At 70.5% G+C, this 16,745-nt stretch carries 14 protein-coding genes; 7 read left to right on the forward strand and 7 right to left on the reverse strand.

Features of this window, described 5'->3' with window-relative positions:
* Positions 1-209 precede the first annotated feature (209 nt).
* Positions 210-2,012 (forward strand): SpoIIE family protein phosphatase, encoded by a 1,803-nt coding sequence (locus ACTWQE_RS30205; protein WP_443332276.1) that lies wholly within the window; start codon positions 210-212, stop codon positions 2,010-2,012.
* Between the two features lie 254 nt (positions 2,013-2,266).
* Here the strand turns inward: ACTWQE_RS30205 and ACTWQE_RS30210 are convergent, their stop codons facing one another.
* A complete protein-coding gene (locus ACTWQE_RS30210; RefSeq protein WP_443332264.1) occupies positions 2,267-4,486 on the reverse strand; it encodes a transglycosylase domain-containing protein in 2,220 nt (739 codons plus the stop codon).
* 261 nt (positions 4,487-4,747) lie between these two features.
* Between ACTWQE_RS30210 and ACTWQE_RS30215 the strand changes: the two genes are divergently transcribed.
* The 3 genes from ACTWQE_RS30215 to ACTWQE_RS30225 all read left to right on the forward strand — a co-directional run bounded on the left by ACTWQE_RS30215 (position 4,748) and on the right by ACTWQE_RS30225 (position 6,698).
* Positions 4,748-5,692 (forward strand): SPFH domain-containing protein, encoded by a 945-nt coding sequence (locus ACTWQE_RS30215; RefSeq protein ID WP_443332265.1) that lies wholly within the window; start codon positions 4,748-4,750, stop codon positions 5,690-5,692.
* Entirely contained in the window at positions 5,689-6,021 is a 333-nt protein-coding gene (locus tag ACTWQE_RS30220) for a hypothetical protein (protein WP_443332266.1), read from the forward strand. Before ACTWQE_RS30215 ends, ACTWQE_RS30220 begins: the two co-directional genes overlap by 4 nt.
* A gap of 77 nt (positions 6,022-6,098) precedes the next feature.
* Positions 6,099-6,698 carry a Uma2 family endonuclease gene (locus ACTWQE_RS30225; RefSeq protein WP_443332267.1) on the forward strand — a complete coding sequence of 200 codons (600 nt, stop codon included), beginning with the start codon at positions 6,099-6,101 and terminating at the stop codon, positions 6,696-6,698.
* 32 nt (positions 6,699-6,730) lie between these two features.
* Here ACTWQE_RS30225 and ACTWQE_RS30230 read toward each other — a convergent pair whose 3' ends face one another.
* Positions 6,731-8,479, reverse strand: coding sequence for an enoyl-CoA hydratase-related protein (locus ACTWQE_RS30230; RefSeq protein WP_443332268.1), 1,749 nt, complete (start codon positions 8,477-8,479; stop codon positions 6,731-6,733).
* Positions 8,480-8,899: 420 nt separating this feature from the next.
* On the opposite strand from ACTWQE_RS30230, the gene ACTWQE_RS30235 reads away from it, so the two are divergent.
* Entirely contained in the window at positions 8,900-9,424 is a 525-nt protein-coding gene (locus ACTWQE_RS30235; RefSeq protein WP_443332269.1) for a PadR family transcriptional regulator, read from the forward strand.
* A gap of 49 nt (positions 9,425-9,473) precedes the next feature.
* Here the strand turns inward: ACTWQE_RS30235 and ACTWQE_RS30240 are convergent, their stop codons facing one another.
* Positions 9,474-10,445, reverse strand: coding sequence for a LysR substrate-binding domain-containing protein (locus tag ACTWQE_RS30240; RefSeq protein ID WP_443332270.1), 972 nt, complete (start codon positions 10,443-10,445; stop codon positions 9,474-9,476).
* 133 nt (positions 10,446-10,578) lie between these two features.
* On the opposite strand from ACTWQE_RS30240, the gene ACTWQE_RS30245 reads away from it, so the two are divergent.
* Together ACTWQE_RS30245 and ACTWQE_RS30250 are read left to right on the forward strand one after the other, a co-directional pair.
* Entirely contained in the window at positions 10,579-11,133 is a 555-nt protein-coding gene (locus tag ACTWQE_RS30245) for a peroxiredoxin (protein WP_443332271.1), read from the forward strand.
* Positions 11,134-11,139: 6 nt separating this feature from the next.
* The gene (locus ACTWQE_RS30250; RefSeq protein ID WP_443332272.1) at positions 11,140-11,673 is read left to right on the forward strand and encodes an alkyl hydroperoxide reductase; all 534 of its coding nucleotides are present in this window, start codon (positions 11,140-11,142) and stop codon (positions 11,671-11,673) included.
* A gap of 164 nt (positions 11,674-11,837) precedes the next feature.
* Here the strand turns inward: ACTWQE_RS30250 and ACTWQE_RS30255 are convergent, their stop codons facing one another.
* The 4 genes from ACTWQE_RS30255 to ACTWQE_RS30270 all read right to left on the reverse strand — a co-directional run.
* Positions 11,838-13,238: an AI-2E family transporter gene (locus ACTWQE_RS30255; protein ID WP_443332273.1), complete on the reverse strand. Its 1,401-nt coding sequence runs from the start codon at positions 13,236-13,238 to the stop codon at positions 11,838-11,840.
* A gap of 115 nt (positions 13,239-13,353) precedes the next feature.
* Positions 13,354-14,088, reverse strand: a complete 735-nt coding sequence (locus ACTWQE_RS30260; protein WP_443332274.1) for a lytic transglycosylase domain-containing protein — start codon at positions 14,086-14,088, stop codon at positions 13,354-13,356.
* Positions 14,089-14,528: 440 nt separating this feature from the next.
* Entirely contained in the window at positions 14,529-15,851 is a 1,323-nt protein-coding gene (locus ACTWQE_RS30265) for a PhoH family protein (RefSeq protein ID WP_443332275.1), read from the reverse strand.
* 805 nt (positions 15,852-16,656) lie between these two features.
* A partial coding sequence (locus tag ACTWQE_RS30270) for an undecaprenyl diphosphate synthase family protein (protein ID WP_443332277.1) occupies positions 16,657-16,745 on the reverse strand: 89 nt, incomplete at its 5' end.

A 16,745-nucleotide genomic window follows, 5' to 3' on the forward strand; every position in this document is an offset into this window, starting at 1 on the left:
GCCCGGTTGCGGCGGCAGCGGCCACGGACCGCCGCAACCGGGCCGGTGCCTCGGCGTCGCCCGCCGAACCCTCGCCGGGCGTGCCGCATCCCGCCCGGCCCCAGGAGTGCGAGACGGACCGTAACGCCGCCACCGGCGCCGCCCGTCGGGGCCACCCGCACGACGGGGAGAGCGGGAGTCCGGCGGGTCATGCCCACGCCGCCGCGGAGATCGGGCACCAGCGGGCCGCATCCGAGCGGATGCCCGACGCGGCCGGACCGCCCGCTCCGCCGGACCGGATCCCGGACAGCCTCCCGGCGGCGGGCGGCGCGCGCGACGGCGACCGGCTGCGGTTCGTGGGCGCCGCCACCCGGCGGATCGCCCGGGGCATCGATCTCGACGAGATCGTGCTCGGCCTCTGCCGCGCGACCGTCCCCACCTTCGCCGACGTCATACTCGTCTACCTCCGCGACCCGCTGCCCGTCGGTGATGAACGGCCCGTGGGACCGGTCGTCCTGCGGCTGCGGCGCACCGACCGGATCCCCGAGGAGCAGGACACCGACGGCGGCCGGCTGCCCATGATCAATGTGCAGCCGGACTTCCCGCAGGCGGCCGAGCTGGCCGAGGTGCGGCCGGGCGGGCCGCTCGCCGAGGTGCTGCGCGGTGTGCGCCCGGTGTTCGGCGACTCCGCGGCCGCCCGCGCCGCGCTCCCCGAACTCCTCGGCGCCGCCCACGCGATACCGGGGGGCCGGCGCGCCGTCCTCGCGCCGCTGCGCGGCCGCCGCCGGGTGATCGGCGCCGCCGTGTTCCTGCGCCGCCCGGACCGGCCCGCCTTCGAGCCCGACGATCTGCTGGTCGCCGCACAGCTGGCGACCCACACCGCGCTGGGCGTCGACAAGGCGGTGCTGTACGGCCGCGAGGCCTACATCGCGGACGCGCTGCAGCGGACCATGCTGCCGGACTCGCTGCCGCAGCCCACCGGCGTGAAGCTCGCCAGCCGCTATCTGCCGGCCGCCGAGACCGCCCGTGTCGGCGGCGACTGGTACGACGCGATCCCGCTGCCCGGGAGCCGGGTGGCCCTGGTCGTCGGCGACGTCATGGGCCACTCCATGACCTCCGCCGCCATCATGGGCCAGCTGCGCACCACCGCCCAGACGCTCGCCGGGCTGGACCTGCCGCCGGAGGAGGTGCTGCACCACCTCGACGAGCAGGCGCAACGCCTCGGCAGCGACCGGATGGCGACCTGCCTGTACGCGGTCTACGACCCGGTCGCGCACCGCATCATGGTGGCCAACGCCGGGCACCCGCCGCCCGTACTGCTGCATCTGGGCGGCCGGGCCGAGGTGTTGCGCGTACCCCCGGGTGCGCCGATAGGCGTCGGCGGCGTCGACTTCGAGGCGGTCGAGCTGGACGCCCCGGCGGGCGCCACCCTCCTGCTCTACACGGACGGGTTGGTCGAGTCCCGGCTGCGCGACGTCTGGACCGGGATAGAGCAGCTGCGGGAGAAGCTCACCGCGACGGCGCGGCTGACCGGCGCGGACCATCCGCCGCCACTGGAGCCGCTCTGCGACGAGGTGCTCGACATGCTGGGCCCCGGCGACCGGGACGACGACATCGCGCTGCTCGCCGCCCGCTTCGACGGGATCGCGCCGAGCGATGTCGCGTACTGGTTTCTGGACCCGCACGAGCAGACGCCGGGCAAGGCGCGCCGGCTGGCACGGCGGGCGCTGGCGCGCTGGGACCTGGAGGAGCTGACGGACTCGGTCGAGTTGCTGGTCAGCGAGGTCGTGACGAACGCGGTGCGCTATGCCGGGCGGCCGATCACCCTCCGGCTGCTGCGGACGGACGTGCTGCGCTGCGAGGTGGGTGACGATGTGCCGCAGCTGCCCCGGCTGCGCCAGGCGCGGCCGTCCGACGAGGGCGGGCGCGGGCTGTACCTGGTGAACAAGCTGGCGCGGCGCTGGGGTGCGACACGGCTGAGCACGGGGAAGGTGGTGTGGTTCGAACTGGCCCGCCCCCCGCAGAGCCAGTAGCTCCCACCGGGCCCCGCGCACGGACCACGGCACCCCCGTCGGACGCGAGTGTTGCGCGTGCGACGGGGGTGCCGTCCGCGTGAGGCCGTCGTTCGGACCGACCCGCGCGGAGGCGGGTACCGCTCGCTCCCTCCACCGGCCGGGTGAGTCGTACGAGCTCCCCGAAATCCTGGGCGCGCCGGTCGAGTTGACGCGGCCCTCGGGCCCCGGCTCCTGGACCGGGTCGCAGCCGGGGGTACGGCTGCGCTGCCGGGTCAGTTCCCCGGCACCAACTGGGGTTCGTCGGCGCCCGGTTCCGTCGACGGCCGGCCGCTCGGCTCCGTGGGCGGGGGCGGGGTCGGCGGGGCGGTCGGCGTGGACTGACTCGGGGTGGGAGTGGGCTCTGACTCCGACGGGTTCGTGCCCGGGGACTCCGACTCGGGCGTCTCGGAGGGGGTCGGCTCCGGGTCCGGGGCGGACGTCGTCGGGGTGGGCACCGGAGTGGGGGCCACAGCGGCGCCCTGGTCGGTCTCCAGATCGAACTCGCCCCCCGGCTCGCCGTTCAGCGCGCCCTGGGTGTAGTCGGCCCAGATCTCGGCCGGGTAGCCACCGCCGTTCACCCGTCCGCCGCCGCCCGCGCCCTTGAGGGTGACCTGCTTGCCGCCGTTCTCGATGTCCTCGCCGAACAGGCCGACGGCGGTGACCAGCTTCGGCGTATAGCCGGTGAACCAGGCGGACTTGTTGTCGTCCGAGGTGCCCGTCTTGCCCGCGACCTCCAGACCCGACCGGCGCACGGCCGAGCCCGTACCGTCGTCCACCACGCCCGTGAGCACGGAGGTCACGGTGTCGGCGGTCGTCCGGTCCACCACCTGCTCGCCGATGGGATCCGGCAGCTGCACCCTCTGTTCGCCGCGCTCGGCGGACTTCACCAGCCGCGGGGTGACCTTCTCACCGTGGTTGTCGAGGGTGGCGTAGACCCCGGCCATGTCCAGCGGGCTGGCCTCCATGACGCCGAGGGACATCGCGGGGCGTACGTCGAAGCCGCCCGCCTTGGGGCTCATGCCGAGGCCGAGCGCGGTCTTCTTGACCTCCTCCAGGCCCACGTCCACGGCCATCTGCGCGAAGACGGAGTTGACCGACTTGTTCATGGCCCTCTGCACGGTGATCGGGCCGTAGTCCTTGTCGTCCTCGTTGGGCGGGGAGAACGCGGTGTCGCTGCCCTTCACGGGTCGCTTGCTCGTACCGTCGTAGATGGTGCTCGCCTTGATCGGCACACCGTCCTGGGTCGTCGCGTCGTTCTCGAGCGCCGAGGCGAGGATGAGCGGCTTGAAGGTCGACGCCGGCTGGTAGTCGCGGCGGGTGGCGTTGCTCAGCTCGTGCGCGCGGTAGTTCCTGCCGCCGTACAGGGCGGCGACCAGACCGGTCTTCGGGTCGACGGAGACGGCGCCGGCCTGCACATGGGAGTCGACCTTCCGCTGCTCGGGGTCGAGCCGCGATATGAGCTTGCGGTCGACGGCCCGCTCCAGCGCCTTCTGCTTGCCCTTGTTGATCCCGAGGGTGATGTTCCAGCCGCCGGCCGCGAGTTCCTGCTCGCTGATACCGGAGTTGATCAGCTCCTGCTCCGCGGCATCGACGAGATAGCCGGTCTGCCCGTCGAGACCGGGAGCGGGCTTGGGTGCGACCGGCTTGGGGAACGTCATTCCGGCGCGCTTGCCGGAGTCCAGCCAGCGCATCTCGACCATGTTGTCCAGGACGTAGTTCCAGCGCTGGAGCACCAGTTTCCGGGACGTGGCGGAGGCGGCCGACCACTCGTACTGGCTCGGCGCCTGGAGCAGCGCCGCGAGATAGGCGCCCTGCTGGACCGAGAGGTCCTCGGCGTCGACGTCGTAGTACGCGCGGGCCGCGGCCTGGATGCCGTACGCGCCGCGCCCGTAGTAGCTGGTGTTCATATAGCCGGCGAGGATGTCGTCCTTGGTCTTCTCCTGGTCGACCTTGAGCGCGATGATCAGCTCCTTGGCCTTCCGGCTGACCGTCTGCTCCTGGCCGAGGAAGTAGTTCTTGACGTACTGCTGGGTGATGGTGGAGCCGCCCTGCCTGCCCTTGCCCGTGACGGTGTTGACCAGGCCGCGGGCGGTGCCCTTCAGATCGACGCCGGAGTCGTTGTAGAAGGTCTTGTTCTCGGCGGCGACGAAGGCGTGCTGAACGTCCTTGGGCACCTTGGAGATGGGTACGGACTCGCGGTTGACCTTGCCCGTGCGGGCGATGAGGGTGCCGTCGCTGTACTTGTAGGTGTTGCTCTGGAGCTTCGCCTGGGCGTTGGCGCCGGGAACGTCGACGGCGATGTAGAGCGCGATGAAGGCGGCGATACCGAGGGCGGACACCGTGAGGAAGGTGCCGAGCAGCTTTCTCCAGCCGAAGAACCGGCGTATGACGCCGCTCCGCTTGGCGCGGCGGGAGCCGCGCTTCTGCGCACGTCTCGCTTCGGCTCGGCCCATCTCTCGCAGCTCCCGTTCCGTCCGCCCCCCGCGGCGGGGGTCCGGGGCGGTCCCCCGGCACTCACCGGCCCAAGACGCTAACACCGCATCTGGCGCCAAAGTCGCATCGATCAAGGCTTTTCAGGACGTGACAATCAGCACCTCCGGCCCTGTGAATGACCGCTGAAACGGCCCTATGGTTGCCTTACGCCTTAATGTGATAACACTTTGATAGAACGGGCCGACTGGCGGTCCGTACCTGATACGAAACGGGGGGACACCATGTCCGACACCGCTCCCGCAGCTGCCGCGGACGCACCCGACATGCCGAAACCGCAGGTCCGCGAGGCCGCGGCACATGACATCGGCGGAGGGCTCGCCCTCCTGCTCGGGCTCATAGGACTTCTCGTGGGAACCGGCGTGATCATCGGCGGGGCGACGCTGTCCGGCCATGGCTCGGCCGCCGTGGGCGCACCGCTGATCGTCCTCGGCGTCCTGATCGCCCTCGGTTCGGTCTTCGCGATGTGCGGGCTGAACATGGTCGCGCCGGGCGAGGCCCGGGTGGTCCAGCTCTTCGGGCGGTACGTGGGGACGATCCGCACCGATGGACTGCGCTGGGTCAACCCCCTGACCTCCCGGGAGAAGATCTCCACCCGGGTGCGCAACCATGAGACGCCCGTCCTGAAGGTCAATGACGCCTACGGCAACCCCATCGAGCTGGCCGCGGTCGTGGTCTGGCAGGTCCAGGACACGGCGCAGGCGGTGTTCGAGGTGGACGACTTCCTGGAGTTCGTCGCCACCCAGACCGAGGCCGCGGTCCGGCACATCGCCATCGAGTACCCGTACGACGCCCATGACGAGGCGGAGCTCTCGCTGCGCGGCAACGCCGAGGAGATCACGGAGAAGCTCGCCGCCGAGCTGTCCGCTCGCGTCCGTGCGGCCGGTGTCGCCATCGTAGAGTCCCGCTTCACCCACCTCGCGTACGCCCCGGAGATCGCCTCCGCGATGCTCCAGCGCCAGCAGGCGGGGGCGGTCGTCGCCGCGCGGCGGCAGATCGTGGACGGCGCGGTCGGCATGGTCGAGGCCGCCCTCGCCAGAATCACCGCGGAGGACATCGTGGAGCTGGACGAGGAGCGCAAGGCAGCCATGGTCAGCAATCTGATGGTCGTCCTGTGCGGTGACCGCGCCCCGCAGCCGGTCCTCAACACGGGCACGCTCAACCAGTGACGGGCGAACTCCCCGACGGGCCCCGGCCCGAGCGGGAACCCCGGAAGCGGCGGCCGCAGCAGCGCAAGCAGGTGCTGCTGCGGCTCGACCCCGCCGTGCACGACGCGATCGCGCGCTGGGCGGAGGACGAACTGCGCAGCGCGAACGCGCAGATCGAGTTCCTGCTCCGCAGGGCTCTCGCCGAGGCCGGGCGGCTCCCGACATCGGCCGGGCCGATCCCGCGCCGTGGCCGCCCGCCGAAAGCCACCGGCCCGTCGGGCTCGGACGGGCCGGACGGACGCGACCGGCCCGACGGGCGGGACGGGCCGGACGGGCGCCCGAATGAGTGAACATGGCTGATCAACACGTCAGCCGGGCGCCCCTTTTATGAGGATGGCCTCGACATCCGGCCGTGAGGAGGAACGCCATGTCCGCCGCACAGATCGAGCACTCCTACGACGGCGAACCGACCCTGCTCGAGGAAGCCGAGGAGGTCTCCCGGCGGATCCCTGGCTACCGCGTCGAGATCATCGGGGGAGAAATCACCGTGACGCCACTCGCGGACGGTCATCACTGCGTCTCCTTGACCGACATCATGATTCCCCTGATCGCCGCAGGTCTGCACGGTGACGCATGCAGAGTGGTCCAAGCGCTCGGCATCTGGCTGCCGGACGGCCCGTTCGACTTCGCCGCACCCGACCTCGCCGTCGTCGACGCGGACTTTGCGGATCACCTCGTCGAGCACCACTGCTACGACCCCGCGATCTTCCGTATGGTCCTGGAAGTGACCTCGTCCAACTACGGCAACGACCTCAAGAAGAAGGTCCTCGCCTACGCGATTGCCGGCATCCCGGTCTATGTGATCGCGGACCGCCGGAACTGCCGCGTCCGCGTGCTGACCGACCCGGAGTTCGGCGAGTACCGGGTCCATGCCGTCCATCCGCCCGGCGAGTCCTTCTCCCTGCCGGCGTCCGTCGGGGCGGCGGTGACGCTGGACGTCGACACCGTCCTCGGCCTCGCCCCGTAGGTGCCGCCCACGGCACCGTGCTCTCCCAGCCGTCAGCCGCCGCCCTCCGGAAGGACTGGCGGCGGCTGTTTGCGGACGAAGGCCGCGCGGAGGGCGTGGTACGGCGCCTCCGGGTCGAAGAAGATGCGCCGCATCCCGTCGAGTTCCTCCTCCCGGTAGCGCCGGAGCGGCGTGACCGCCTCGTCGCGCTCACGGGCGGCCTTCTTCCCGGTGATCCGCTCGTGCAGCTCCGGTGCGCAGGCCAGCGCTCCGGCCAGCCTCGTGACCTCCCGGCCGAACTCATCCGGACTGCAGGCCACGAGGCGGTCGACCAGCCCGATACGGCGCCCCGCGGCCGCGGTGACCGGCACCGCCTGTCCGGTCAGTTGCTCGGCACCGTCCGCCCCCACCCGCCAGGGCAGGGTGTACGTCCAGAACTCGGAGCCGTACAGCCCCATCCGCCGGTAGTGCGGGTTGAGAACGACCCCGGACCGGCACCACACCTCGTCCGCCGCGGCGGCCAGCATGACGCCACCGGCAGCGGCGTTCCCCGCGAGGGCGGAGACGACCAGGCGGTCGGTGGTGTTCAGCACCGTCTCCACCAGGTCGTCCATGGCCTGGATGTTGTCCCATGACTCCTGGGCCGGGTCGGCGGCGGCCTCGATGACATGCAGATGGATCCCGTTGGAGAAGAACCCGCGGACGCCGCCCAGCACCAGGACCGAGGTCGGCCGGGTACAGGCGAACCGGTAGGCCGCGAGCAGTCGTCGGCAGTGCTCGGTGCTCATCGCGCCCCCTGGGAAGGAGAAGCGCAGATGGCCGACGGGCCCGTCCTCCCGGTAACGGATGTCGGCCCAGACGGGCCGGGCGTCGTCGGACTGCTGCCACAGGGGCGCGGGGCGGTGGGGCACGTCCGGAAGGCGGTCCCCGAGCGCCTGCACCGCGGGGAGTTTGAAGGTGGCCGGGCCCTGCGGCCGACGGCGTGGGCGCAGCTGCGGAATCCACACCGCGCCGTCGGCGGTGGCGCGGCAGATCGCGCCCGCCCGCGTGGCCAGGACCTCGCCGGGGCTGCCGCGCAGCACATGTTCCTGGTGGCCCCCGTGGAGAAACCACTCCTCGCCGAGGAACGCGTCCAGCACGCCGGGCTGCGAATCCGCCGCGCGGAGCTTGCGCAGGACGGTCGCGGTGGTGTCCCCGGCCCAGTGGATACGGCGTCTGCTCTGGTCGAAGAACGGGCGTACGGTGACGGCGGCGGCGGGGCCGGAGTCCGGCGAGGGCGGCAGCGACCGTGGCTGCGATCGCGGCGGCTGCGGCTGCGGCTGCGGCTGCGGGGTGAAGCTCCCCGACGCGAAGCGTTCCACCGCCGACAGCACCGCCTCCAGTGCCGCGTCCCCCGCCTCGTCGCGGTAGACATCGCTCTTGGCGACACCTTCCGGCATACGGAACGGTGCCCACGCCCAGATGTCCCCGCCGTCCATCACCGCGTCCGCCTGGAGGACGGTGACCCCCCACTGTTCCCGTTCCTCCTCGATCGCCCAGTCGAGGGAGGACGGCCCGCGGTCGCCCGGCGGGCCCGGATGCACCACCAGACAGGTATGGGCGGACCAGATGTCCTCCGGAATCGCCGTGGTGAGCATCGGAGCGATGATCAGCCGCGCTGCCGGATGCCGGTGTACGGCTTCCCGCAGGGAGGTCTCGTCCGTGACCCGTTCGAACGCCACGGTGTGGCCACCCTCGGACAGCTCGGCCGACACGCGCTGCGTCAGGCTGTTGAACCCGCCGGCGAGCAGCAGGATGCGCATCGGTGGTACCTCCGTGGGCGGTGCGGCGGAGCAATGGGCGGCGGAGCGATCGGACGGCGACAGTGATCGTCGCGTACCTGGCTGCTCCGTCGGCCGACGCCCGGCCCGAACAGCCCGGAAAGTCACCTGGTAGCAGTCACCGGAGCAGCCACCTGATGTGCAGTCACGTGGTTGCGGTCGGCTGACCGCTCGGGTGGCGGGCCCACGACGCCCGATCGGACGGGCGGAACGACGTGCGGTGGATCCGTGCGCGGAAGAGCTCTGCTCGCGCCGCCGAGCTGCTGAGGGCAACGCCTACCCGCCCCGGGATCACACGACGTGGGCCCGAAGCGGCGTCCATTCGCTCCCGGACGGCAGCCGAAGCCCGGGCACCCAGCCATCTATACACACCATGTATACACGTGGTGTAGAGTGCTGAACATGTCAATCGGCCACACCTTGCTCGGGCTCCTGGAGTCCGGGTCCCGCCACGGTTACGACCTCAAGCGCGCGTTCGACGAGCGCTTCGGTCACGATCGCCCGCTGCACTACGGGCAGGTCTACTCGACGATGTCGCGGCTGCTGAAGAACGGTCTCGTGGAGGTCGAGGGCATCGAGCCCGGCGGCGGCCCCGAGCGCAAGCGGTACGCCATCACCGAAGCCGGAATCACGGATGTCGAGCGGTGGCTGGCACAGCCCGAGAAGCCCGAGCCGTATCTGCAGAGCACCCTCTACACGAAGGTCGTCCTCGCGTTGCTCACCGGCCGCGGCGCCGGGGACCTTCTCGACAGCCAGCGCGCCGAACATCTGCGGCTGATGCGTGAACTGACCCGGCGCAAGTCCTCAGGCGACCTCGCCGACCAGCTCATCTGCGATCACGCGCTCTTCCACCTGGAAGCCGACCTGCGCTGGCTCGAGCTGACCGCGGCCCGCCTCGACCAGCTCTCGAAAGAGGTACGGCCATGACACCCACCGGCGCCCTGCTCTCCGCCGTCGACCTGCGCGGCCGGGCGCCCTACGACCGGCCCGTGCAGAGCCTGACCGGCAGCGCTTTCATCGACTCCCGCAGCGCGCCCGCCAGTTCCTCGAACTCCCCCTGCCGCGCCGCCCCCGACCGCATGGCCAGAGCGATCCGGCGCGATGGCGCCGGATCCGCGAAGTAGCCGGTCGAGAGCTGTTCGCTACGTCCCGTCTCGACCCGGAGCGCCGTACGCGGAAGCAGCGTCACGCCGAGCCCGCCGGCGACGAGTTGGACCAGGGTCGCCAGTCCCGCCGCGCTGGTGGTCACCGGCGCGCCGTCCTCGCGGCCCGCCTCACGGCAGATGTCGAGCGCCTGGTCGCGCAGACAGTGGCCTTCGTCGAGGAGCAGCAGATCCAGCTCGCGCAGCGCCTCGCGGGGAATGTCACCGCGTCCGCCCAGCCAGTGGTCATGGGGAGTGACGAGCACGAAGTCCTCGTCGAAGAGCGGAAGTTCGGTCACGCCGGGCGCGCCGAGCGGTACGGCCAGCAGAAGCAGGTCGAGCCGCCCGTGCGCCAGCCCGTCGAGAAGCGAGGCGGTCTGCTCCTCGTGGACCTGGAGATCGAGGTCGGGGTAACGCTCATGGACCGTGCGCAGCACGGTCGGCAGCAGATACGGCGCCACGGTCGGGATCACCCCGAGCCGCAGCACCCCCGTGAAGGGCGCCCGTGCCGCGTCCGCTTCCTCCATCAACGCACCCACCGCGTCCAGCACCGTACGGGTCCGGGCCGCCAGCCGCTCACCCGCCGGGCTGAGCAGCACTTTGCGCGTCGTACGCTCCAGGAGCTGCACCCCCAGTGCATCCTCCAGGGCGGACACCGCGCCGGACAGCGCGGGCTGACTCATCCCGATGGCGGCCGCCGCGTCCCGGAAGTGGAGATGCTCGGCCACGGCGGCGAAAGCCCGCAGCTGGGCAAGGCTCGGCTGCCGCGCCCCGTTCCGTCCGGAGTGTCCTCTGCTGACGGCCACTGATAACCACCTCCGATCAACATCAACAAGTCTACCGATTTCCGCGATCAATCGGGCTGTGGAAGGGTGTGACCCGTCCAACCCCCAAGGAACGCCCCCAAAAAGGACTTTCCAAACGCTACAAGGAGAGCGCGTGCTCACTGTCGGTGACAAGTTCCCCGAGTACGACCTGACCGCCTGCGTCGACCTCGACGCGGACAAGGCCTTCGCGCAGATCGACCACAAGACCTATGAGGGTAAGTGGAAGGTCGTCTTCTTCTGGCCCAAGGACTTCACCTTCGTCTGCCCGACCGAGATTGCTGCCTTCGGCAAGCTCAACGAGGAGTTCGCCGACCGCGACGCCCAGATCCTGGGTGTCTCCGGTGACTCCGAGTTCGTGCACCACGCCTGGCGCAAGGACCACGCCGACCTGCGTGACCTGCCCTTCCCGATGCTCGCGGACTCCAAGCACGAGCTCATGCGCGCCTGCGGCGTCCAGGGCGAGGACGGCTTCGCGCAGCGCGCCGTGTTCATCGTGGACCCCAACAACGAGATCCAGTTCACGATGGTGACCGCCGGCTCCGTCGGCCGTAACCCCAAGGAGGTCCTGCGGGTCCTCGACGCCCTGCAGACCGATGAGCTGTGCCCCTGCAACTGGAGCAAGGGCGAGGACACCCTCGACCCGGTCGCGCTCCTGTCCGGAGAGTGATCTGAGATGGCCCTCGACGAGCTGAAGTCCGCCGTCCCGGACTACGCCAAGGACCTGAAGCTGAACCTCGGTTCGGTCATCGGCAACTCCGAACTCCCGCAGCAGCAGCTGTGGGGCACGGTGCTCGCCTGCGCGATCGCCACCCGCTCGCCGCGTGTGCTGAAGGAGCTGGAGCCGGAGGCCAAGGCCAACCTCAAGCCCGAGGCGTACACCGCGGCCAAGGCGGCGGCCGCCGTCATGGCGATGAACAACGTCTACTACCGGACCCGTCATCTGCTGTCGGACCCGGAGTACGGCAACCTACGCGCGGGCCTGCGGATGAACGTCATCGGCAACCCGGGTGTGGAGAAGGTCGACTTCGAGCTGTGGTCGCTCGCGGTCTCCGCGATCAACGGCTGCGGAATGTGCCTCGACTCGCACGAGCAGGTGCTCCGCAAGGCCGGTGTGGACCGCGAGACGATCCAGGAGGCCTTCAAGATCGCCGCCGTCCTCCAGGCGGTCGGCGCCACGCTGGACGCCGAGGCCGTGCTGGAAGGCTGAGGCTTTCGCCCTCCGTACGACGGGGGCGGGATCCGTACGACGAGGGCCGCGCGAGGGATCGCGCGGCCCTCGTCGTGTTGTTGAACAAGGGCTGCCGAGACATCGGGCCCCGCCGGGCGGGTCGGGGGCTCCTCGCAGGCCCCGTCGGGTGCCCTTCCCCCGGCTCAGGCCTCGGACGGCCGGCCAACGCGCTCCGGAGGGTGCTCATCGGACGGCACCGCCAACGCCGGTGCGGCCGGGCCGCCCGCGGGGACGGATGCCGGGACGGGAACGTCCCGCAGGGCCTTCTCCATGGAGTACGTGCGCAGATAGCCGACCACCGTGTTCGTCACGGCCACGAGCGGCACCGCCACCACCGCTCCGCCCACCCCGGCGACCAGTGAGCCCGCCGCCACCGACAGGACCACGGCCAGCGGGTGCACCCGGACGGCGCGTCCCAGGATGAACGGCTGCAGGACATGCCCTTCGATCTGCTGCACCGCCAGGACGACCACAAGCACCATCAGCCCCGTGAAGACGCCCTGAGTGACCAGGCCGACGATGACGGCGAGCGCGCCGGAGACCACCGCCCCGACCAACGGGATGAAGGAGAACAGGAAGATGAAGACGGCGAGCGGCACAGCCATCGGCACATCGAGGAAGTAGATGCCCAGGCCGATGAAGATCGCGTCGATCATGGCCACTATGACCGTTCCGCGGACATACGCGGTGAGGGTGCTCCAGGCGCGGGGGCCGGCTCCGGCGACGCCGTCACGGGCCCCGCTCGGGACGAGCTTCAGCAGCCAGTTCCAGATCTTGCGGCCGTCATAGAGCAGAAAGAGCGTGCTGAACATCGCCAGCAGGATGCCGGTGAGGAACTCCAGGATGACGGCGACGCCCTCGATGCCCGCGGAGGTGATCTCCTCGGTGTTGGACCCGACCGCCTCGCGCAGACTCTTGGCGATGTCCTTGATCTGGGCCTCGGTCACATGGAAGGGGCTCTGCAGCAGCCACTTCTGCAACTCGTCGATGCCGTCCTGGATCCGCTGGGACAGATCGTCGATGTTCTCCATCACCTGCCAGGCGACGAACCAGCCCACGAGCCCCATGATGACGAAGCCGGTGATGAAGGTGAGCACCGTGGCGAGGCCGCGCGGCAGGCCGGCCTTTCTGAGCCAGGCCACCGAGGGCTGGAGCAGCGCGGTGATGAGCAGGGCGGCGACGAAGGACAGCACCACCAGCTGTACGGCGCTGATGGCGCGCATCAGCACATAGAGCGTCCCCGCGAGGACGAGCAGCCGCCAGCTTGCCTCGGCCGCGACCCGTACGCCCCAGGGGACCACGGCGACGGGGTCGGGCCTGGCGGAGACGGCCGGCGCGTAGGAGGGGGGAGCGGGCACCTGGTCGGGGCCGCCCGTGGCGGATGGGGCGTCCGATGCTCCCGGCGCATCACCGGCTGCCGGACCGGACGCGTCCGGACCGTTCTCGTCCGCGACGGCGGCCGCACGCCGACGGTCGTCCAGCCACGCCGCGAATCCGGTCAGACCGGACCCCAAGCCGCCCACCCACTGAGGCAATTTGGACATCTCTCTTCCTCCGCCCCCTCTCCCCTGCCGCCGTCGTGGACGACGTTACCTGGGACGCGACGAAACCCCCGACCGGTTGAGGTCGGGGGTTTCGGGATGTCTGCGATGCGCAGGCTCAGTACCAGTTGTTGGCCTGCCAGAACTCCCAGGCGCCGCAGGGGCTGCCGTAGCGGTCGTTCATGTAGCCCAGCCCCCACTTGATCTGCGTGGCGGGGTTGGTCTGCCAGTCGGAACCCGCGGAGGCCATCTTCGAGCCCGGAAGCGCCTGCACGAGGCCGTACGCGCCCGAGGAGGCGTTGGTCGCACGGTAGTTCCAGCTGGACTCGTGGTCCACAATGTTGCTGAAGCACTGGAACTGGTCGCCCGGTATCATCTCCCGGGCCATGGACTGGACCTGGGCGACGGTGTAGGAAGCCTGGACGGCGAAGTCGTCGGCGTCACGCGTGGCGGAGCGGCTCGCCGCGGCGGCCTTCTCCTCCTCCTCGCGCTCCTTGGCCGCCCTCTCCGCGGCCGCCTTCTTCTCCGCCGCGGCCTTCTTGGCTGCCGCGTCCTGTGCTGCCTGCTTGCGTGCTGCTTCCTCAGCGGACTTCTTGGCCGCCGCGTCCGCGGCGGTGGACTGGGCGTCCGCCTGCTGCGTCAGCGACGCGGTCTGCGCCTGGGTCTGGTTCCCGGCGGATATGTCTGCGAGGAGCGTCGCGTCGGCAGCAGTCGCCTCAGCGGGTTCGGTGCTCGAACCCTGCGTGCTACCCGAGGCAACACCGACGACGGCGCCGACGGTGGTGACTGCGGTGGCGGACGCCACTGCGAATCCCCGGACCGAAATCCGGCTCACACGGTTTCCTTCCAGCATCGCCCGCTTAGGTGACCTCGCGGACGCAATCGTGCCCCTGGCGCTGGCCTCCCCTTGTTCCGGACCCGGTTGAACGGTGGGACCGACTGGTCACGGGAGGCACTGGCCCGGTGCGAACTCCCTCGGGAGCTCCGCGTGGTGCTCGGGCGGCATACGACTGACGCTTGTTGAGTTGTGTGGTGCAACACCGCTGGGGGTGCTGTTGTGCCGTATGCGGGGCCTGACAGGACCCAGACTCTGCCGGAAGCCGATGCCTCGAAGCAATTCTGCGTTGCGTGGGAAAGGTCACATCCCGTTTGCGCCAGGGGTTTTTCGGAAAGCCCCGCGCAGCACAACGCCGCGCGGCTAGGCTCCTCGGCTTCGCCGCGCGGCGTTACGGTATGCAGTTGCACGGATCCGTGCGAACCATTCAACAGGCCCGCATCAGTGGTGAATCGGACTCAAATGCGGGCGTCCTCCAGCATTTCGGTCACAAGTGCCGCAATCGGAGAGCGCTCCGAGCGGTTGAGCGTGACGTGCGCGAAGAGCGGGTGGCCCTTCAGCTTCTCGACGACGGCCACCACGCCGTCGTACCGCCCGACGCGCAGGTTGTCGCGCTGCGCCACGTCATGGGTGAGAACGACACGGGAGTTGGCGCCGACGCGGGACAGAACGGTCAAAAGGACGTTCCGTTCGAGCGACTGCGCCTCGTCCACGATCACAAAGGCGTCGTGCAGCGAACGGCCCCGGATGTGCGTCAGCGGCAGCACCTCGAGCATGCCGCGGCCCACGACCTCCTCGATCACATCCCGCGACGTCACTGCGGACAGCGTGTCGAAGACCGCCTGGGCCCACGGGCTCATCTTCTCGGCCTCGCTGCCCGGAAGGTAGCCCAAGTCCTGCCCGCCCACCGCGTACAGCGGCCGGAAGACCATCACCTTCTGGTGCTGCCGGCGTTCCAGCACCGCCTCCAGGCCCGCGCAGAGCGCAAGGGCGGACTTGCCCGTCCCGGCCCGGCCGCCCATGGAGACGATCCCGACCTCCTGGTCGAGCAGCAGATCGAGCGCGACCCGCTGCTCGGCGGAGCGGCCGTGGATGCCGAACGCCTCGCGGTCGCCGCGGACCAGCCGGATCCGGCCGTCGGCGGTCACCCGGCCGAGTGCCTTGCCGCGCTCGGACTGGAGCACCAGCCCCGTGTGCACGGGCAGCCCCGCCACGTCCGGCACATGGACGCTGTCCGCGGCGAAGAGCTCGTCCACCTCCTCGGCCGTGATGGTGAGCTCCGCCATGCCGGTCCAGCCGGAGTCGGTGATGGCGAGTTCGGCCCGGTACTCCTCGGCGAGCAGGCCCACCGACGACGCCTTGATCCGCAGCGGCAGGTCCTTGGAGACGACCGTGACGTCGTAGCCCTCGGCCTGGAGGTTCCTGGCCACGGCCAGAATCCTCGAGTCGTTGTCACCGAGGCGGAAACCCGCTGGGAGGACTCCCGGGTCGGAGTGGTTGAGCTCGACTCTGAGCGTGCCGCCCAGGTCCCCGATCGGAATCGGCGCATCGAGACGTCCGTACCTCACCCGGTACTCGTCGAGCAGACGGAGTGCCTGCCGGGCGAAGTAGCCCAGCTCGGGATGGTGCCGCTTGGCCTCCAACTCCGTGACCACGACGACGGGCAGCACGACTTCGTGCTCGTCGAAGCGGCTCATGGCCGATGGGTCTGCCAGCAGGACGCTGGTGTCGATGACATAGGTGCGCCGGTCGGGCGTACGGCGCTTCGTGCTGGTCACCACGGGTGGACGAACCCCCTCGGATGAGGTCGGGGTGCGACGGCGTCGCCGGGGAATGGGCCGGGCTCGGGCCACGATGCGCGGGCCGTGCGCCGGCCCTCCGCGATGTCCGTCCGCGGACCGTTGGCGCCGGAGCTTGCGCCGGCCAAACGAACCGCACGGTCGTCCGTGTGCAAAGGGCCTCCCGGGCGGGCGGCCCCATGCCACCCGCTGGTGCCGGACGCCCGTGGACCGGGCGTCGACTTGCAGGAGATATTCCCTCGAACGTGCGCAGCCATGCCATGGCATATGACGGCGGGTATGTGAACGTTTAGCAACAGCCCTGCACAACACCTGGCCCGGCACGGTCCGCAGTCCACGTCGGGTCGATCCCCTCGGCCGCCACGGATCCCCTGCGGGACACGGCCTATGGGCCCGCCCCGCCTCCGCACCGAAGCACACGGCCACCCGTGGCCGGAGCCCATGGACACCGCTCGGCACGCCCGGCCGTGTACTCCGAAAGGCCGAACAAGTACTTCCGTACGGGCCACGGAAGGGGATTCGAGACGCCACTCGAACGGAGCAACGCTACGCGGCCCCTACGCCACCGCGGACCCGCTGCGAGGAGCGGGGCGAAGCACGCGCCTGCCGGGATCCGCCGGCCCGGGCCCGGATGTGGCAGACGGCTGTGGACGACACGCCGGGAGGTGGCGTCCGGACCGGGCGGGCGGGAAGCAGTGCTCGGCGCTGCGGACTCCGAAGACGGATCCGAACTCCCGAAACCCGCGGGAGGAGAGGAGCCCTGCGGGGAACGGCCCCGCGGCGGACGTCAGGAGCCGTAGCGGCGGTGCCGGGCGGCGTAGTCACGCAGCGCCCGCAGAAAGTCCACCTTGCGGAAGGCGGGCCAGAAGACCTCGC

The organism is Streptomyces sp. 8N706 (assembly GCF_052245415.1).
GTDB lineage: Bacteria > Actinomycetota > Actinomycetes > Streptomycetales > Streptomycetaceae > Streptomyces.